General features: G+C 65.4%; 16 protein-coding genes. 9 read left to right on the forward strand and 7 right to left on the reverse strand.

Annotated features, from left to right (window positions below; all coding sequences use genetic code 11):
- Nucleotides 1–390: 390 nt before the first annotated feature.
- The gene (locus tag ACN2C7_RS16925) at nucleotides 391–1,404 is read left to right on the forward strand and encodes a hypothetical protein (protein ID WP_419318496.1); all 1,014 of its coding nucleotides are present in this window, start codon (nucleotides 391–393) and stop codon (nucleotides 1,402–1,404) included.
- A 20-nt stretch (nucleotides 1,405–1,424) separates the two neighbouring features.
- Here the strand turns inward: ACN2C7_RS16925 and ACN2C7_RS16930 are convergent, their stop codons facing one another.
- The gene (locus ACN2C7_RS16930) at nucleotides 1,425–2,633 is read right to left on the reverse strand and encodes an abortive infection family protein (RefSeq protein ID WP_419318498.1); all 1,209 of its coding nucleotides are present in this window, start codon (nucleotides 2,631–2,633) and stop codon (nucleotides 1,425–1,427) included.
- Nucleotides 2,634–2,790: 157 nt separating this feature from the next.
- Entirely contained in the window at nucleotides 2,791–3,357 is a 567-nt protein-coding gene (gene efp / locus ACN2C7_RS16935; RefSeq protein ID WP_419318500.1) for an elongation factor P, read from the reverse strand.
- A 136-nt stretch (nucleotides 3,358–3,493) separates the two neighbouring features.
- On the opposite strand from efp, the gene epmA reads away from it, so the two are divergent.
- From epmA to ACN2C7_RS16955, 4 genes are all read left to right on the forward strand, one after another.
- Nucleotides 3,494–4,543: an EF-P lysine aminoacylase EpmA gene (epmA, locus tag ACN2C7_RS16940; protein WP_419321491.1), complete on the forward strand. Its 1,050-nt coding sequence runs from the start codon at nucleotides 3,494–3,496 to the stop codon at nucleotides 4,541–4,543.
- 171 nt (nucleotides 4,544–4,714) lie between these two features.
- Nucleotides 4,715–5,752, forward strand: coding sequence for a lysine-2,3-aminomutase-like protein (locus ACN2C7_RS16945; RefSeq protein WP_419318502.1), 1,038 nt, complete (start codon nucleotides 4,715–4,717; stop codon nucleotides 5,750–5,752).
- Nucleotides 5,753–5,880: 128 nt separating this feature from the next.
- A complete protein-coding gene (locus ACN2C7_RS16950) occupies nucleotides 5,881–6,759 on the forward strand; it encodes a 3-hydroxybutyryl-CoA dehydrogenase (protein WP_419318504.1) in 879 nt (292 codons plus the stop codon).
- Between the two features lie 29 nt (nucleotides 6,760–6,788).
- Nucleotides 6,789–8,012, forward strand: a complete 1,224-nt coding sequence (locus ACN2C7_RS16955; protein WP_419318506.1) for a DUF418 domain-containing protein — start codon at nucleotides 6,789–6,791, stop codon at nucleotides 8,010–8,012.
- Between the two features lie 50 nt (nucleotides 8,013–8,062).
- Here the strand turns inward: ACN2C7_RS16955 and ACN2C7_RS16960 are convergent, their stop codons facing one another.
- From ACN2C7_RS16960 to ACN2C7_RS16975, 4 genes are all read right to left on the reverse strand, one after another.
- Nucleotides 8,063–8,443 (reverse strand): type II toxin-antitoxin system VapC family toxin, encoded by a 381-nt coding sequence (locus ACN2C7_RS16960; protein ID WP_419318508.1) that lies wholly within the window; start codon nucleotides 8,441–8,443, stop codon nucleotides 8,063–8,065.
- A gap of 72 nt (nucleotides 8,444–8,515) precedes the next feature.
- Nucleotides 8,516–8,707: a hypothetical protein gene (locus ACN2C7_RS16965; protein ID WP_419318510.1), complete on the reverse strand. Its 192-nt coding sequence runs from the start codon at nucleotides 8,705–8,707 to the stop codon at nucleotides 8,516–8,518.
- A 120-nt stretch (nucleotides 8,708–8,827) separates the two neighbouring features.
- A complete protein-coding gene (gene feoB, locus ACN2C7_RS16970) occupies nucleotides 8,828–10,708 on the reverse strand; it encodes a ferrous iron transport protein B (protein WP_419318512.1) in 1,881 nt (626 codons plus the stop codon).
- Nucleotides 10,705–11,034 (reverse strand): FeoA family protein, encoded by a 330-nt coding sequence (locus ACN2C7_RS16975; RefSeq protein ID WP_419318514.1) that lies wholly within the window; start codon nucleotides 11,032–11,034, stop codon nucleotides 10,705–10,707. The genes feoB and ACN2C7_RS16975 overlap by 4 nt, the downstream gene beginning before the upstream one ends.
- 192 nt (nucleotides 11,035–11,226) lie before the next feature.
- Between ACN2C7_RS16975 and ACN2C7_RS16980 the strand changes: the two genes are divergently transcribed.
- From ACN2C7_RS16980 to ACN2C7_RS16990, 3 genes are all read left to right on the forward strand, one after another.
- On the forward strand, nucleotides 11,227–12,489 hold the full coding sequence (locus ACN2C7_RS16980; protein ID WP_419318516.1) for an EAL domain-containing protein: 1,263 nt from the start codon (nucleotides 11,227–11,229) through the stop codon (nucleotides 12,487–12,489).
- A gap of 84 nt (nucleotides 12,490–12,573) precedes the next feature.
- Complete coding sequence (locus tag ACN2C7_RS16985) at nucleotides 12,574–13,299, forward strand: methylated-DNA--[protein]-cysteine S-methyltransferase (protein ID WP_419318518.1); 726 nt, start codon at nucleotides 12,574–12,576, stop codon at nucleotides 13,297–13,299.
- A complete protein-coding gene (locus tag ACN2C7_RS16990) occupies nucleotides 13,296–13,982 on the forward strand; it encodes a 2OG-Fe(II) oxygenase (protein WP_419318520.1) in 687 nt (228 codons plus the stop codon). Before ACN2C7_RS16985 ends, ACN2C7_RS16990 begins: the two co-directional genes overlap by 4 nt.
- Before the next feature lie 3 nt (nucleotides 13,983–13,985).
- Here ACN2C7_RS16990 and ACN2C7_RS16995 read toward each other — a convergent pair whose 3' ends face one another.
- Nucleotides 13,986–14,552, reverse strand: coding sequence for an NnrU family protein (locus tag ACN2C7_RS16995; protein WP_419318522.1), 567 nt, complete (start codon nucleotides 14,550–14,552; stop codon nucleotides 13,986–13,988).
- 141 nt (nucleotides 14,553–14,693) lie between these two features.
- On the opposite strand from ACN2C7_RS16995, the gene ACN2C7_RS17000 reads away from it, so the two are divergent.
- Nucleotides 14,694–15,557 carry a TIGR01459 family HAD-type hydrolase gene (locus tag ACN2C7_RS17000; protein ID WP_419321492.1) on the forward strand — a complete coding sequence of 288 codons (864 nt, stop codon included), beginning with the start codon at nucleotides 14,694–14,696 and terminating at the stop codon, nucleotides 15,555–15,557.
- Nucleotides 15,558–15,562: the final 5 nt, after the last annotated feature.

The following is a 15,562-nucleotide window of genomic DNA, read 5'->3' on the forward strand; positions in this document are numbered from 1 at the left end:
GACCGCCCCCCGCGGTCAAGGGGCCGTCGCTGCCGGGCTGGCGCCTCAGCGCCCTGGCGCGGGCGCTACCCCGCGCCTGAGACCCCCTGTCGCCGCCACAGAGCAACACACCGCGTCGCCCCCCTTCGCGCCGTCAAAGGACAGGCCGACCCGGCGGTCAGGCCGCGCCCTGAAACCCATGGAGGCGAGCTTGCTCTGAGGACAGGCCGTGTCAATGACCGGCCAGAGGCCGGCCGCGCGCGGCGGCGCGGCGCGCCGTCATTGACACGGCCTGTCCTCAGAGCTCCAATTCCACCAAGGGTTTTAGGGCGAGTTTGCGCTCTAAGGTGGAGCCTCGGGTCCTTCCATCAGTGGCGGCACTTAGAAGGTGTCTATGCAGGGGAGTGGTAGATGGCACATCACGCGCTAACGGCGTCGCTCCGATTGGTTCACGCCCCGCTGTCCAATCAGGATGCCGACATCCTTCGGAATATCAGGACCAAGGGCGCAAAGAGCCTGAAAAGCCGGCTGGGCGAAGCGCCGATTTATATGATCGCTCAACGAGAAGAGATCTTTTTCTCTGACCGCAAGTTCGATCAGGAAGAAGGCGTGTTCAGCTTCAGTCTAGTAATGGGTGATAAGCGTCTATCCGGCAGAGTGGACGTCGCATTCCTATCAGCACGATACGGCGATCCGAACTGCGCTTCTCTTGGTTTCAGGGACGGGGCAACGACGATCTATGTCCTTGATATCGACGAGCGTGGAAAGAAGACTGCCGTATGGGCTGCTAGCCCGGACGCGCTGCTATATCAGCACTGGCGAAAGGAGCCAGGGATCAAGCTTGACGGCGATGTCAGGGCATTCGCGACCTATCGCCTGCTCTACATCGGTATGTCTGAAGACGGTGCATACAATAGGCTTATCAAAGCGCCACATCACGCTCGTCTCGGCATTCTGAGCAATGAGTATCAGATCAGAGCTGAGGCCCGACTTACCGACGAGGTTTACTTCTTCCTCTTCGAAATCGATCCGCTTCAGATCCGATCCTGGGGGCCTGACGACGAGATATCTGAAGACTTTTTTGAGCGCATGGCGAGTGGCGATTCAGGCCTCCCCCAAGCGAACTTGATTTGCGACGTCGAGAAGGCATTCATACGGATGCTAGACACGAAATATAACAACGTAAAATACAGCAACTACCCGCACGTCGCCGGTGGCATTTCGAGCCTCGGTATCGATAGTTACGCTTACGTGATCGCCGAGGATATCACGTTCGAAGTTCAAGGGCAGCGCGTCGATGGTGGTTACGCCGAGGGCCTTCCGTCATCCAACTATGCTGACTTCATTTTGGTAAGCGGCGATGACGTCGCGCTTATCGATGTATCTGAAAACAAGGAGTTCGATTTCGGTGTAGATGCGACTTAATCAACGAGCATTTCTGCGTGCTATTCCTTTTTATCCGCCTCCTGTCGCGCGCTCCATGTCGCGACGAGGTATTGCGCCATTGCACCTGACAGCCCGACAGCAAGTTCAGCATGGCGTGGCATTGGGCGAGCGCGTTTAGGGCCTGGACTGTGGGCATCACTGAGTTTGTTTCTCAGTGCGCCCAACCCCTCTACGATGGCCGAACAGCCTCCGAGGATTTGTTTGAAGATACTCTCGGTGTGATCGTCGGGTGCGAGGCTCATGGCCTTCGCGAGCTTCCTATAGAGAGCCGGCAGTTCATCCTTGTCCGTGTCGGACGTATCGCCAGCTTCGTGCAAAATCCATTTACAGACGTCTTCGAGCAAGGTCCGTGAAAGAGTGATTGCGCCGGATGGATCGGTTAAGCGGCGATCCTGTGCGGCTTGCCAACGAGCGCCAATGTCGGTGGGGTTGAAGGCCACGAGAGAGGCGGTAATCGCGTCATCGTTCGGCGTGCCAAGTTGAGCGGCCTGCACCTCGTAGACAGGGCTGCCTGATATCCGCTTCACGATCTTAAGCGCGAACCCGTCATGCTTGAGATGTTCGTTGATCTCACCGACCATCACCGCTTGGCGTTCGTCGTTCTGGGCCATTGGATGGACTGACGCGGCAAGGAACCGAAAGAATTGTCGCTGGGACATAGAGGGCAGGCCGACAGCCTTCAGGACTTCCTTGTTGTCCCAATCATAGTTCCGCACGGTGTGTTGGAAGATCGCCTCTTCCAGAGTGCGCGATATGCCGGGGATTTGGTCGCTCTCAAGCATGGTCGAAATCGGCCAGAGCGCTTTGAGGAAGTCGATCAGCTCTTGCTCGGTGCAGATCGGAAACTCGCCGTAGAGGTCAATCACGCGCTTACGAGTTAGGCCGGTGATCGTCGGGCCCTCTGCCTCATCGATCTTGGCGAGCAATTCTGACAAGTCGAAATGATCCTCGTCGGCTAGGAAATTGCGGGCAATTTCCACCACGCGCGCGCCGCTGACCCCAGCCATGCGCCTACTCACGTATTTGTATTTGCTGGCCATCGCCTCGTCTGAGGTCCCTGGTTCCAGACCCATGCGGAAGCAGATAGCCGGCACGTCGTAGGCCTTGGCATCTGAAATTACTGAGGAGAGTCGATCGCGCAGCTCTCTAATCTGCTTTGGCTGCGGTGCTGGCTTCACGGAAAGACCCTGTTCGTGTGGCGGCAACATGGCTCAGCTTACCACTTAGACGGTGTGGCCGGCGGTGCTATGGCAGTCGTCCGAAAGCGGACTCTCCCAAGGCCTGAAGAGAGTCACCCATGCCCCCAACGAAAAAGGCCCGGCGCTTGCGCACCGGGCCTTCTGATCGTCTCGCGGCTTGCGACGCCTAGTCCTTGGCGCGTTCCTGATACGAGTTGTCCTCGGTCAGGATCACCACCCGCACGCCCACGGCGATATAGGGCGGCACGGTAGTCTTGATGCCGTTGCTGAGCAGGGCCGGCTTGTAGGACGAGCTGGCGGTCTGGCCCTTCACCGAGGGTTCGGTGTCGACGACTTCCAGGATCATGGTGCGCGGCAGTTCGATGGCGATCGGGATGTCGTTGTGGGTCGACAGCTGGACCGTCATGTTCTCCTGCAGATAGGGCGCGGCGTCGCCGATCACGTCCGGGCTGGCCACGACCTGGTCGTAGTTTTCCGGGTTCATGAAGTGGAAGCCCTCGCCGTCCTGGTACAGGAAGGTGTGGTCGCGCTGGTCGACAAAGGCGCGCTCGACCTGCTCGGTGGTGCGGTAGCGTTCCGAAACCTTCACGCCGTCGCTGATGCGGCGCATGTTCAGCTGGGTCACCGGGGTGCCCTTGCCGGGGTGGATGTTGTCGACGGTCAGAACGACATACAGGCGGCCGTCCATATCGACGACGGCGCCTTTGCGGAGCGAGCTGGCGGCTACCTTCACTTCTTCAGTCCTTGGGCTTTCCGGGCGCTGCCCGGAGACGGCCGCGCGAATGGAGTAGAGATCTTGTGACCGCCCTCCTATAGCGAACGCGGCAAGATCGCCAGTCTCTGTTGCGGGAGCTCCCTTGGCCGCCGACATGCCTTCTGCCCCAAGGTCACCGTGGTGGACGCCTTCGGTTCACGCCGACCGCCGGCCCTTCCTACTGGCCCGCAACGCCATCACCCGCGCCGTGCGCGGCTGGTTCGAGGGCCAGGACTTCGTCGAGGTCGAGGTCGCCGCCCTGCAGGTGTCGCCCGGCAACGAGGCCCACCTGCATGCCTTCGCGACCACCTTGACCAGCCTGACGGGCGAGCCGGACCAGGCCTTCTATCTGCACACCTCGCCGGAATTTGCCTGCAAGAAGCTGCTGGCGGCGGGCGAGGCGAAGATCTTCGATTTCGCCCGGGTGTGGCGCAATCGCGAGCGCGGGCCGCTGCACCATCCCGAGTTCGTCATGCTGGAATGGTACCGGGCCGGGGCGCCCTATGAGGTGCTGATGGACGACTGCGCGACCTTGCTGGCCATCGCGGCCGAGACGGCGGGGACGCGGCGGTTTTCCTTCCGGGGCCTGGACTGCGATCCCTTCGCCCCGCCCGAGCGGCTGAGCGTGGCGCAGGCGTTCGCGCGTCATGCCGGCGTTGATCTGCTGGCCAGCCTGGGCCCCGATGGCCAGACCGACCGCGACGGGCTGGCCGCTGCGGCGCGGTCGGCGGGGATCCGGGTGGCCGACGACGACAGCTGGGCCGACATCTTCAGCCGGGTGATCGTCGAGAAGGTCGAGCCCCGGCTGGGCGTCGGGCGCGCCACCCTCCTGTGCGAATATCCGGTGGCCGAGGCCGCCCTGGCGCGGCCCAAGCCCGGCGATCCCCGCGTGGCCGAGCGCTTCGAGCTCTATGCCTGCGGGGTGGAGCTGGCCAACGCTTTTGGCGAGCTTACCGATCCGGTCGAACAGCGCCGCCGGTTCGTGATGGAGATGGACGAGAAGGCGCGGATCTATGGCGAGCGCTATCCCCTCGACGAGGATTTCCTGGCGGCGCTGGAGGTCATGCCCGAGGCGTCGGGCTGCGCCCTGGGCTTTGACCGGCTGGCGATGCTGGCGGCGGGGGCGACCCGGGTGGATCAGGTGATGTGGGCGCCGGTGGCTTAGTCACTCGCCCCCTACGGATCGCTTCGCGATCGTCTTCCCCCGGCGGGGGAAGAGGAAGAGCGCGGACCTCATCTTCCCCCTCCGGGGGAAGACGGCTGCGCAGCAGCCCGTAGGGGGCAAGTGCGCCAACATTGTATCTGCAGCCATTTTGCCCCATATCCCGCCCCTCCCATGCCCCCCGCCCACACCCTTCGCAGCGCAGCCGCCCTGGCCGACGCCGGCCTGATCGCTCCCGAGCGCCTGCCGGCCCTGGAGCGCGTTGCGGCGCAATATGCGGTGGCGATCACCGCCGACATGGCCGCCCTGATCGAGCCGGCCAACCAAGCCGACCCCATCGCCCGCCAGTTCTTGCCGCAGGTCGCCGAACTGGTCAGCACGCCCGGCGAGGATCCCGACCCGATCGGCGACCTGACCCACAGCCCGGTCGAGGGCGTCGTCCATCGCTATGCCGACCGGGTGCTGCTCAAGCCCACCCACACCTGCGCGGTCTATTGCCGGTTCTGTTTCCGCCGCGAGATGGTGGGCCCCGAGGGGCTCAAGACCCTGTCGCCCGCCCAGCTGGACGCCGCCTGCGCCTATATCGCCGCGCGGCCGGAGATCTGGGAGGTGATCGTCACCGGCGGCGATCCCCTGGTGCTGTCGCCGCGCCGCCTCCGCGACATCGGCGAGCGGCTGGCGCAGATCGAGCATGTGAAGGTGGTGCGCTTCCACACCCGCGTGCCGGCCGTGGATCCGTCGCTGATCACCGGCGAGATGGTCGACGCGCTGAAGGCCAGCGGCAAGGCGGTCTATGTCGCGCTGCACGCCAACCATGCCCGCGAGCTGACGCCCGCCGCCCGCGCCGCCTGCGGCCGGATCGTCGATGCGGGCATTCCGATGATCAGCCAGACCGTGCTGCTGGCCGGAATCAATGATGATCCCCAGACCCTGAGCGCCCTGATGCGGGCCTTCGTCGAGACGCGGATCAAGCCCTATTACCTGCACCATCACGACTATGCGCCCGGCACCGCCCACCTGCGCACCACGATCGACGAGGGCCAGGCGCTGATGAAGGCCCTGCGCGGCGCGATCTCGGGCCTGTGCCAGCCGACCTATATTCTCGACATCCCCGGCGGCCACGGAAAGGTCCCGGTGGGGCCCGGTTATCTGGACAACGGGACGGTGGAAGACCCTGAAGGCCGGGCCCATCCCTATCCCCCTGCGGGATAGCGCGACACTTCCCCGCTGCGTCGCAGCAAAGCCTTGGCGAGGGCGTGCTTTCTCGTGCTAGAAAACGCATCACAATTCAGGGCGCGGACCAGGGTCCCAGCGCCGTATCAGGCGAAGGCTTGGCGTTCATGAGTGAAATCAAGTCTGTCGGCGTAATCGGCGCTGGCCAGATGGGCTGCGGCATCGCGCATGTCTGCGCTTTGGCGGGCTATGAAGTTCTGCTGCACGACGTGACGCGCGACCGCATCGACGCGGGCCTGGCGCTGATCGAGAAGAATCTGGCTCGCCAGGTGGGTCGCGGCATCATCGACGAGGCCGCCATGGCCGGGGCTCTGGCCCGAATCAAGCCCGCCGAGGGCCTGGACGCCGTGGGCCAGACCGATCTGGCCATCGAGGCGGCCACCGAGAACGAAGAGACCAAGAAGGCCATCTTCCGCAGCCTGCAGCCGCACCTGAAGCCCGACACCCTGCTGGCCTCGAACACCTCGTCGATCTCGATCACCCGCCTGGCCTCGGCCACCGACCGCCCCGAGCGGTTCATCGGCCTGCACTTCATGAACCCGGTCCCGCTGATGAAGCTGGTCGAGATCATTCGCGGCATCGCCACCGACGTGCCCACCTATGAGACGGCCGTGACCTTCGCCAAGTCGCTGGGCAAGATCACCAGCAACGCCGAAGACTTCCCCGCCTTCATCGTCAACCGCGTGCTGGTGCCGATGATCAACGAGGCGATCTACACCCTGTATGAGGGCGTGGGCACGGTGGACGCCATCGACACCGCCATGAAGCTGGGCGCCAACCACCCGATGGGCCCGCTGGAACTGGGCGACTTCATCGGCCTGGACACCGTGCTGAGCATCATGAACGTGCTGCATGAAGGCCTGGCGGACAGCAAGTACCGCCCCTGTCCGCTGCTGGTGAAATATGTCGAGGCCGGCTGGCTTGGCAAAAAGGCCGGACGCGGGTTCTATGACTATCGGGGCGAGACGCCGGTTCCCACGCGCTAGGCGTGCGGCGTCTCCGATGAGGGACGCCGATGACCGAGACTCAGACCTTGCGGCCGGTGACGGCCGGCGATCGCCATATGAGCCTGGACGTCCTGCGGGGCCTGGGCGTCATGGGCATCCTCGCGGTCAACGCCGTGGCCTTCGCCCTGCCGATGGACGTCTATATGACGCCCAAACTCTCGCCCTTCTCGATGGACGGGGCCGAGGGTGACGCCTGGTGGGTGGTGCAGACCTTCTTCCACTACAAATTCGTCACCTTGTTCTCGATGCTGTTTGGCGTGTCGCTGCTGCTGGTCGGCGGCGAGCGCAGCGACAAGCCGCGCGGGGCCCTGCTGCGGCGCAGGCTGGGCTGGCTGACCCTGTTTGGCCTGATCCACGGCCTGCTGATCTGGTATGGCGACATTCTGCTACTCTATGCCGTGACCGGCTTTGTGGTGCTGCTGTTCCGCTCCTGGAAGCCGCGCACCCTGTTCATCGTCGCCATCACGATCATCCTGCTGGGGTCGGCCCTGGCGATCCTGCCGATCATGGCCCTGGACTTCGCCCCGGCCGCGACCCGCGCCGAAGTGCTCAAGGAGATGTCCAAGGGCAGCCCGGCCGACATCGCGGCCGCCATAGCCACCGTCAAGTCCGGCCTGGCCGGGGCCATGAGCGTCAACTTCAAGGCCTGGATGTTCCTGCAGCCGGTCAGCCTGCTGGTCGTGATCTGGCGAACCGGGGCCCTGATGATGCTGGGCATGGCGCTCTACAAGTGGGGCTTCCTGACCGGGCGCGCGCCGAGCTGGGTCTATGCCCTTCTGGTCGCCTTCGGGGCGGTCGGCCTGTGGGTGACCGGCATGGAGTCGCGCGAGAAACTGCTCATTGATTTCGCCCAGCCGCGCTCCAGCGGGGCCCTGCAGATCGGTTTCGAGTTCCTGACCCTGCCCATCACCCTGGGCTACGCCTCGCTGGCGATCCTGCTGCTGAAGCTGGACCTGCTGCGCAAGCTGCTGACGCCCCTGGCCCGGCTGGGCCAGATGGCGTTCACCAACTACATCAGCCAGTCGATCATCATGACCACGATCTTCTGGGGCGGGCGCGGACTGGGCCTGTATGGCGACGCCAACCGCGTGGACCTTTGGGTGATCGTCGCGATCATCTGGCTGGTGCAGCTGATCTGGTCGCCGCTGTGGCTGTCGAAGTTCTCGATGGGCCCGCTGGAGTGGGTCTGGCGGCGGCTGGCCTATGGCAAGGGGCTGGCGCGGGCGGGTTAGCCCAGGGTCGCCGGCAAACGCCTCCTCAAAGGATCGGCGCGCCGTTGAGCCTACCAGAGGGTCGGGACGCCGTAGTCTCCGATCATCCGATCACGGGTGACGAGGATCGCGTCGTTGCGGTTCGCTTGAGCGATCAGCAGACGATCCCACGGATCGCGATGCACGGATGGCAACCGACCCGCGTCGCGGGCGTCCTGCCATCGCAGGCCTATCCATGCCAAGCCCTGTGCCTGCACGGCGTTGTCCAGGTCGAGCGGCATGCGCTGAAGTTCAGCGTCTCGGGAGCGTTTATACTCGATCTCGTAGGCGGAAACGGGGCTTACAAGAACTTCGTTGCGCCTCGCCGAGATCGCTTCGAACGCAGTCTTCGACAATCTGGTCGCATCAATCACGCTCCAGATGAACGCATGGGTGTCGAGAAGAAGCCGCATTTGAACGCCCCGAAATTCTACCTATAGGGGCATTCATTGATCGACACGCGCAAGGGCGTTTTGGGGTCGCTGTTAGTCCTTGGGGAAAATGGGATTGTCCATTTCCGCCTCTATCTCCGGATCGGGACCAATGAAGAGGTCATCCGGGATGTTGAGATTGAGATGGCTCCATGCACCCAAGGTGCGGCGCCCCCCCTCAACGGCCTTCGCCTCTGGCGGCGGGGGATTGGCGATCGCCACCGCCTCTCCGGCGAAGGTCAGCACAACCTCTTCGCCAGCTCGCACATGAGCGACCAACTCGGCCAAAGCGTCCCGCTTGGCGATGTCTACCCGGATCGTCATGACTAAAGCCTAGCACAAGACGTGCTAGCCAACCAATCCGCCCTACCCCGCCCCCATGGCCACGGCGATATGATAGGTCGCGAACGAGGCCAGATAGGCCAGGCCGGTCATGTACAGGAACATCACGGTCGGCCAGGTCCAGCCATTGGTCTCGCGCTTGACCACGCCCAGGGTCGCCGCGCACTGCGGGGCGAAGATGTACCAGGCCAGGAACGACAGGGCCGTGGCTAGCGACCACTGCTTGGCCAGCAGGCCGCCCAGGGCGGTGCCGGCCTCGTCGTCGCCGCCGACGGCATAGACGGTGCCCAGCGCCGCCACCGCCACTTCGCGGGCCGCGAAGCCGGGGATCAGGGCCACCGTCATCTGCCAGTTGAAGCCGATGGGGGCCATGACCGGGGCGATGAAGTGGCCGATGCGGCCGGCGAAGCTGTAGTCAATGGCCGGACCTGTCGCGCCCTCCGGCGGATAGGGGAAGGTCGACAGCACCCAGACCAGCACCATCAGCGGCAGGATGATGCGGCCGGCGCGGCTAATGAAGATCCGCGCGCGGGTCCACAGGTTCATCAGCACGTTGCGCGGCTCGGGCCAGCGATAGGTCGGCAGCTCCATCATGAACGGCTCGACCGTGCCCCGCCAGAACACCCGGCGGATCACGAACGAAACCAGCAGGGCGCTGACGATCCCGCCAGCATAGAGCCCGAACATCACCAGACCCTGCAGGGACAGAAAGCCCCACACCGTGGTCTGCGGAATAAAGGCGGCGATGATCAGGGTATAGACCGGGATGCGGGCCGAGCAGGTCATCAGTGGCGCGACCAGAATGGTGGTCAGCCGGTCGTGCTTGTTGTCGATCACCCGCGTCGACATGATCCCGGGGATGGCGCAGGCGAAGCTGGACAGCAAGGGAATGAAGGCCCGGCCATGCAGGCCCGCCCCGCCCATGATCTTGTCCATCAGGAAGGCCGCGCGGGCCATGTAGCCGCTGTCTTCCAGCAGCAGGATGAAGAAGAACAGGATCACGATCTGCGGCAGGAAGACCAGCACGCTGCCGACCCCGGCGATCAGGCCGTCCGTGATCAGGCTCTGCAGCAGGCCGTCAGGCAGAACGGCGGCGACCAGAGCGCTCAGGCCGGCAAAGCCCGCCTCGATCAGGCCCATCAGGGGCTCGGCCCAGGTGAACACCGCCTGGAACATCACAAACAGCAGCAGGCCCAGGATCAACAGGCCGGCCGCTGGATTGAGCAGCACGTCGTCGATCTTGCTGGTGATGGTGTCGGGCCGCTCCGGCGGCTTCACGCAGGCCTTGAAGATGCGCTGCGCCTCGGCGTGAGCGGCGCGAATTTCGGCCGCGTCGGGTTCGCGCCAGGTGCTGGCGTGCTCGCCGGCCCGGCTGAGGATCAGGGCCTCTGCCTGGGCGAGCAGGTCATCAAGACCCCGCTTGCGGGTCGCCACGGTGGTGACGATCGGCGCGCCGATCTCGGCGCCCAGCCTTTCCAGGTCAATGCGCAGGCCCTGGCGCTGGGCGATGTCGTACATGTTCAGCGCCAGCACGAACGGCCGGCCGACCTGTTTCAGTTCCAGCGCCAGCCGCAGGACCAGCCGCAGATTGGTGGCGTCGGCGACGCAGATCAGCACGTCGGGCGCGGCCTCGCCGGCCAGGCGGCCAAGGATGGCGTCGCGGGTCACGACTTCGTCGGGACTGCGCGCGCGCAGGGAATAGGTGCCGGGCAGGTCGAGAAGGCGCAGGGTCTGGCCAGCGGCGGTGGTCACAACCCCTTCCTTCCGCTCAACCGTCACGCCGGCATAGTTGGCGACCTTCTGGCGGCTGCCGGTCAGGGCGTTGAACAGGGCGGTCTTGCCGGAATTGGGATTGCCGACCAGGGCGATCCGCGCCGGGTGCAGGATAGAGGTGTCAGAGGTCAAGACTGGGTCCCGTCAAACTGCACGGTCACTGCACGGGCCTCGCGCCGGCGCAGAGCCACGCGAGTGTCGTCCACCCGCACGGCGATGGGGTCGCGGCCGAACAGGCCCTCGTGCAGGACCTCAACGCGCGCGCCCTCGACAAAGCCCATCTCCAGAAGCCGCCGCTCCAGTTCCTCGGCATCGACGGCCTCGGCCGCGCCGGTCTGGCCGGTGACGCTGACGATCACCCCCTTGTCGCCGCGCGAGGCTTCGCCCAGCGAACGCGCACAGGGCGGCTCGGCAAGATCGGCGTCAAGGCCGGAAACCAGGGCAAGACCGTCGGACATCGAGACTCCTGTGAAAACTTGCGAGTGATTATCAGTTCAGGACCGCGCTGTCGATGCGGCGTTCTCGCAAGGTTGAGTTATGATGCCCGGCCTCCTGAGGAGCGAGGCGGAATGGCGCAGGGGCGTTAATCTGTTCGACTCTTGAGGCCTGGACCGGTCTGATTGCCTGTAACGATTCGCGTGGACGGACTGATGCGAAGGCTGATGCTGGCGCTGCTTACGGGCGCCTATCTTTGTCTGGCTCTGATCATCTCCCTGGTGCTGTGGCGCACGGGGGCGGCTCCGGCTGTCGGTCTGTCAGCCTTCATCGGCACGCTGGGGCTGTGCTTTGCCTTCCACGGCATGATCGCCAACACCTTCGAGTCCGCGCGCACCCGCATGGACATCGACACCGTGCGCGAGGCTCACGCCATCCTGCTGGACCAGATCGAGAAGATCGACGCCCGCATGACCGAACTGGTCGAGAGCGTCGCGATCGACGCCCAGCGCCGTTCCGAGGAGCTGTCGACCGAGGTCCACCAGCTGGAAGACCTGATCGCCAACATGAACGACCGCCTGGAGCACCAGCTGACCCACCAGGTCGCCGCCGCCCGCGTCGAGGTTCGCGGCCGCACGCCGCAGTCCAATGTGATGCTGCAGGTCGTGCAGGAGGCCCTGGCCGAGAACCGGGTCGATCTGTACCTGCAGCCCATCGTCAGCCTGCCCCAGCGCCGGACCGTGTTCTACGAAAGCTTCTCGCGCCTGCGCGACGAGACCGGCCGGGTGATGATGCCCGCCGAATATCTGGCCGTCGCCGAGCCGGAAGGCCTGATGACCGCCATCGACAACCTGCTGCTGTTCCGCTGCGTGCAGATCGTGCGCCGGCTGGCCAAGCAGGACCGCAAGGTCGGGATCTTCTGCAACATCTCGCTGGCCAGCCTGGCCGATGAGAGCTTCTTCCCGCAGTTCCTGGAATTCATGCAGGCCAACAAGGACCTGGCCGGCGCGGTGATCTTCGAACTGGGTCAGGCCGCCTTCGAGCGTCGCGGCGCGGTCGAAGCCCGCCACATGTCGCGTCTGGCCAGCCTGGGCTTCAGCTTCAGCCTCGACAAGGTCAATGACCTGGATCTCGACTTCCAGGACCTGGCCCGCGCCGACGTCAAGTTCCTCAAGGTCGGCGCCCAGATGATGCTGGACCAGCTGCAGGAGCAGGATGGCAAGCTGGTCATCGCCTCCTTGCCCGACCTGAACGCCAGCGACTTCGCCGCCCTCACGCGCCGCTATGGCATCGAGGTGATCGTCGAGAAGGTCGAGGCCGAGAAGCAGATCGTCGATATCCTGGATCTCAACATCGGCTATGGCCAGGGCCACCTGTTCGGCGAACCGCGCGCCATCCGCGACGCCGTTCTGGCCGAGGCCGAGCCGCCGGTCGACTTCATGCGCGGCGCCCTGCGCCGGCGCGCCTCAGGCTGGTGACAGTTTCGGGTATCAGGCCGCAAGCTTCGGAATGACCGGCTGATCCGTCGGGCGCATCTTCCCCTCAACAGAGGAGATGTTCCGATGACCGCTTCGACCTATCCCGACGATGATGCGCGCTGGGACGCCATGCGCCGCAAGGACCGCGCCGCCCTGGGCGCCTTCTACATCGCCGTGCGCACCACCGGCGTCTATTGCGTCGCCAGCTGCGGCGGACGGCCCCTGCGCAAGAACGTCGCGTTTCACGCCACACGGCAGAGCGCCCGCGACGCAGGCTTCCGCGCCTGTCTGCGCTGCAAGCCCGATCTCGAGCGCGAGGTCCTGCGCTACGCCATCGTCCCATCCAGCCTGGGCCTGGCGCTGGTCGCCCGGTCGGACAAGGGCCTGCGGCTGGTGACCCTGGGTGATGCCGCCGCCGGCCTGACCGCCGACCTCGAGCGTCGCTTCCCGGCCGCACGGCTGCTCCCCGACCCGGACGGTCTGAAGACCGAGCTGGCCGCCGTGGCGGCGGTCATCGACCGCCCGCAGAGCGGCCTGGATCTGTCGCTCGACGACCAGGGCACCGACCTGCAGCGCGAGGTCTGGGCGATGCTGCGCAAGATCCCGGCAGGCGAGACGGTGTCCTATGCGCAGCTGGCTCGCGCCATCGGCCGGCCGACCGCCTCCCGCGTGGTCGCCAATGCCTGCGGAGCCAATCCGCTGGCGGTGATCACCCCGTGCCATCGGGTGGTGCGCGCCGACGGCGGCCTGTCGGGCTATCGCTGGGGCGTCGAGCGCAAGGCCGCCCTGCTGGCGCGCGAGGCGGCGTGAGTCCCGACTGGAAGCGGATCGCCGCCGAACTGGACGCCCGCGGCTGGGCCCTGACCGGCCCGATGTTCACCCCGCAGGCCTGCGCCGACCTGACGGCGCTCTATGCGCGGCCTGAGCTGTTCCGCAGCAAGGTGGTCATGGCTCGGCACGGCTTTGGCAAGGGCGAGTACCAGTATTTCGCCTATCCCCTGCCCCCGCCGATCCAGACCCTGCGGATGAGCCTCTATCCGCCCCTGGCCTGGATCGCCAATCGCTGGGCGCAGCGGCTGGGCGAGGAACGGCGCTTTCCCGAAACCCTGGACGAGATGCTGACCCGCTGCCGCGAAGCGGGCCAGGTGCGGCCCACCCCGCTGATGCTGACCTACGGCCCGGGCGACTATAACTGCCTGCACCAGGACCTGTATGGCGAGCAGGTCTTCCCGCTGCAGGCCGCCTTCCTGCTGGACGAGCCCGGCCGCGACTTCGAGGGCGGCGAGTTTGTGCTGGTCGAACAGAGACCCCGCCAACAATCCGCCCCGCAGGTCGTGCCCCTGCGCCAGGGCGAAGGCGTGATCTTCGCGGTCCGCGAGCGGCCGGCCGAAGGCGCGCGCGGCGTCCATCGGCGGATATTGCGCCATGGTGTCAGCGAGATCCGCTCAGGCCGCAGGCGCACCCTGGGCGTGATCTTCCACGATGCGACGTGAGCCTCAGCCCAGCGGCGACACTCCGAAGAAGATCCGGTGGAGGAACAGCACGAACAGGACATAGAGCGCCGTCCCCGCCACCACCATGATCAGGTCAGCCAGCGGCTTGGTCGCGACAGGCGGCGGCGCGTTGCGGAGCAGCACCGAGATCAGGTCGATCACACCATAGGCCAGGAAGCTGCCGAACAGCAGCACCGAGGCCAGGTCGCCATTGGCCGCCAGGTGCCCCGCCGACCACAGGATGACGCCGATCAGCATCGGATGGCGCACCATCGCCTTGATGCGTCCGACCGGACCGTTGGAGCCGGCCAGCAGGATGAAGGCGGGCAGCATCAGACCCATGGCGGCATGCCGACCCCAGGCCGGTGGGTCATAAAGCTGCGGGGCCATCAGCCGGTATTGCATCCAGCCCCAGATGATCAGACCAAGCCCTACCGCCGCGACCAGAGCATAGAGCCCCTTCCATCGACCGGGGTTGGCCGCAACCTGGGCGTCGCGGAATGGGCCAGCGACGATGCGCATGCTGTGAATGCCGAAAAACAGCACCAGTCCCAGGATCAGAATCGCCATCAGGCCCTCATCAGCTTCGGCGGGAGCATAGTCACAGAACACCGATCGGCGAAAGTGCGACCTCTTGCAAAGCGCGCGCGGTGACGACACCTGAGCCTTCCAGCGTTGACGCCCCTGCTCCCGACCGGTACCGCCGCCCCCATGATGGATTTTCCAGACCGCCTCTCGGCTCTCCGCGACCGCTACGACATCGTGCTTTGCGACGTCTGGGGCGTGATCCACAACGGCGTCCAGAGCTTTCCGGAGGCCTGCGAGGCCCTGGTGCAATGGGGCGCCCAGGTTGGGCCCGTGGTGCTGATCTCCAACGCGCCGCGCCCGTCGCATGATGTGGTCTCGCAACTGGACAGCCTGGGCGTGCCGCGCGCGGCCTGGAGCGGCTTTGTCACCTCCGGCGACGCCACCCGCGCCCTGCTGGAGGCCCGCGCGCCGGGCAAGGTCTGGCGGATCGGCCCGGATCGCGACGCGCCCCTCTATGCCGGCCTTGATCTTGACCTCAGCGCCTCCTGCGAGGACGCCGACTTCATCGGCTGCACCGGTCTGTTCGACGACGAGACCGAGGTCCCTGAGGACTATCGTGATCGCCTGGCGATCGCCGCCAAGCGCGGCCTGACCTTCATCTGCGCCAATCCCGACCGGGTGGTGCAGCGCGGCGACAAGCTGATCTTCTGCGCCGGCGCCCTGGCCGACCTTTACGAAAGCCTGGGCGGCGAGGTGATCATGGCCGGCAAGCCCTTCGCGCCGATCTATGACCTGGCCATAGCGGAAGCCGAGAAACTGACCGGCAAGCCCGTCGACCGCGACCGCGTGCTCTGCATCGGCGACGGCGTGATCACCGATGTGCTGGGCGCCGAGAACCAGAAACTGGCCTGCCTGTTCATCGCCAAGGGCATCCATGGCGAGAAGGCCATCGGCCCGGATGGCCTGCTGAACCCCGAGGCCGTGCTGGCCCTGCTGGCCGCCGACAAGGTCGGGGCCACGCACGCCGTGGGCGATCTGGTCTGGTGAATTGA

Origin of the sequence: Caulobacter sp. ErkDOM-E, assembly GCF_048541895.1 — a bacterium.
GTDB lineage: Bacteria > Pseudomonadota > Alphaproteobacteria > Caulobacterales > Caulobacteraceae > Caulobacter.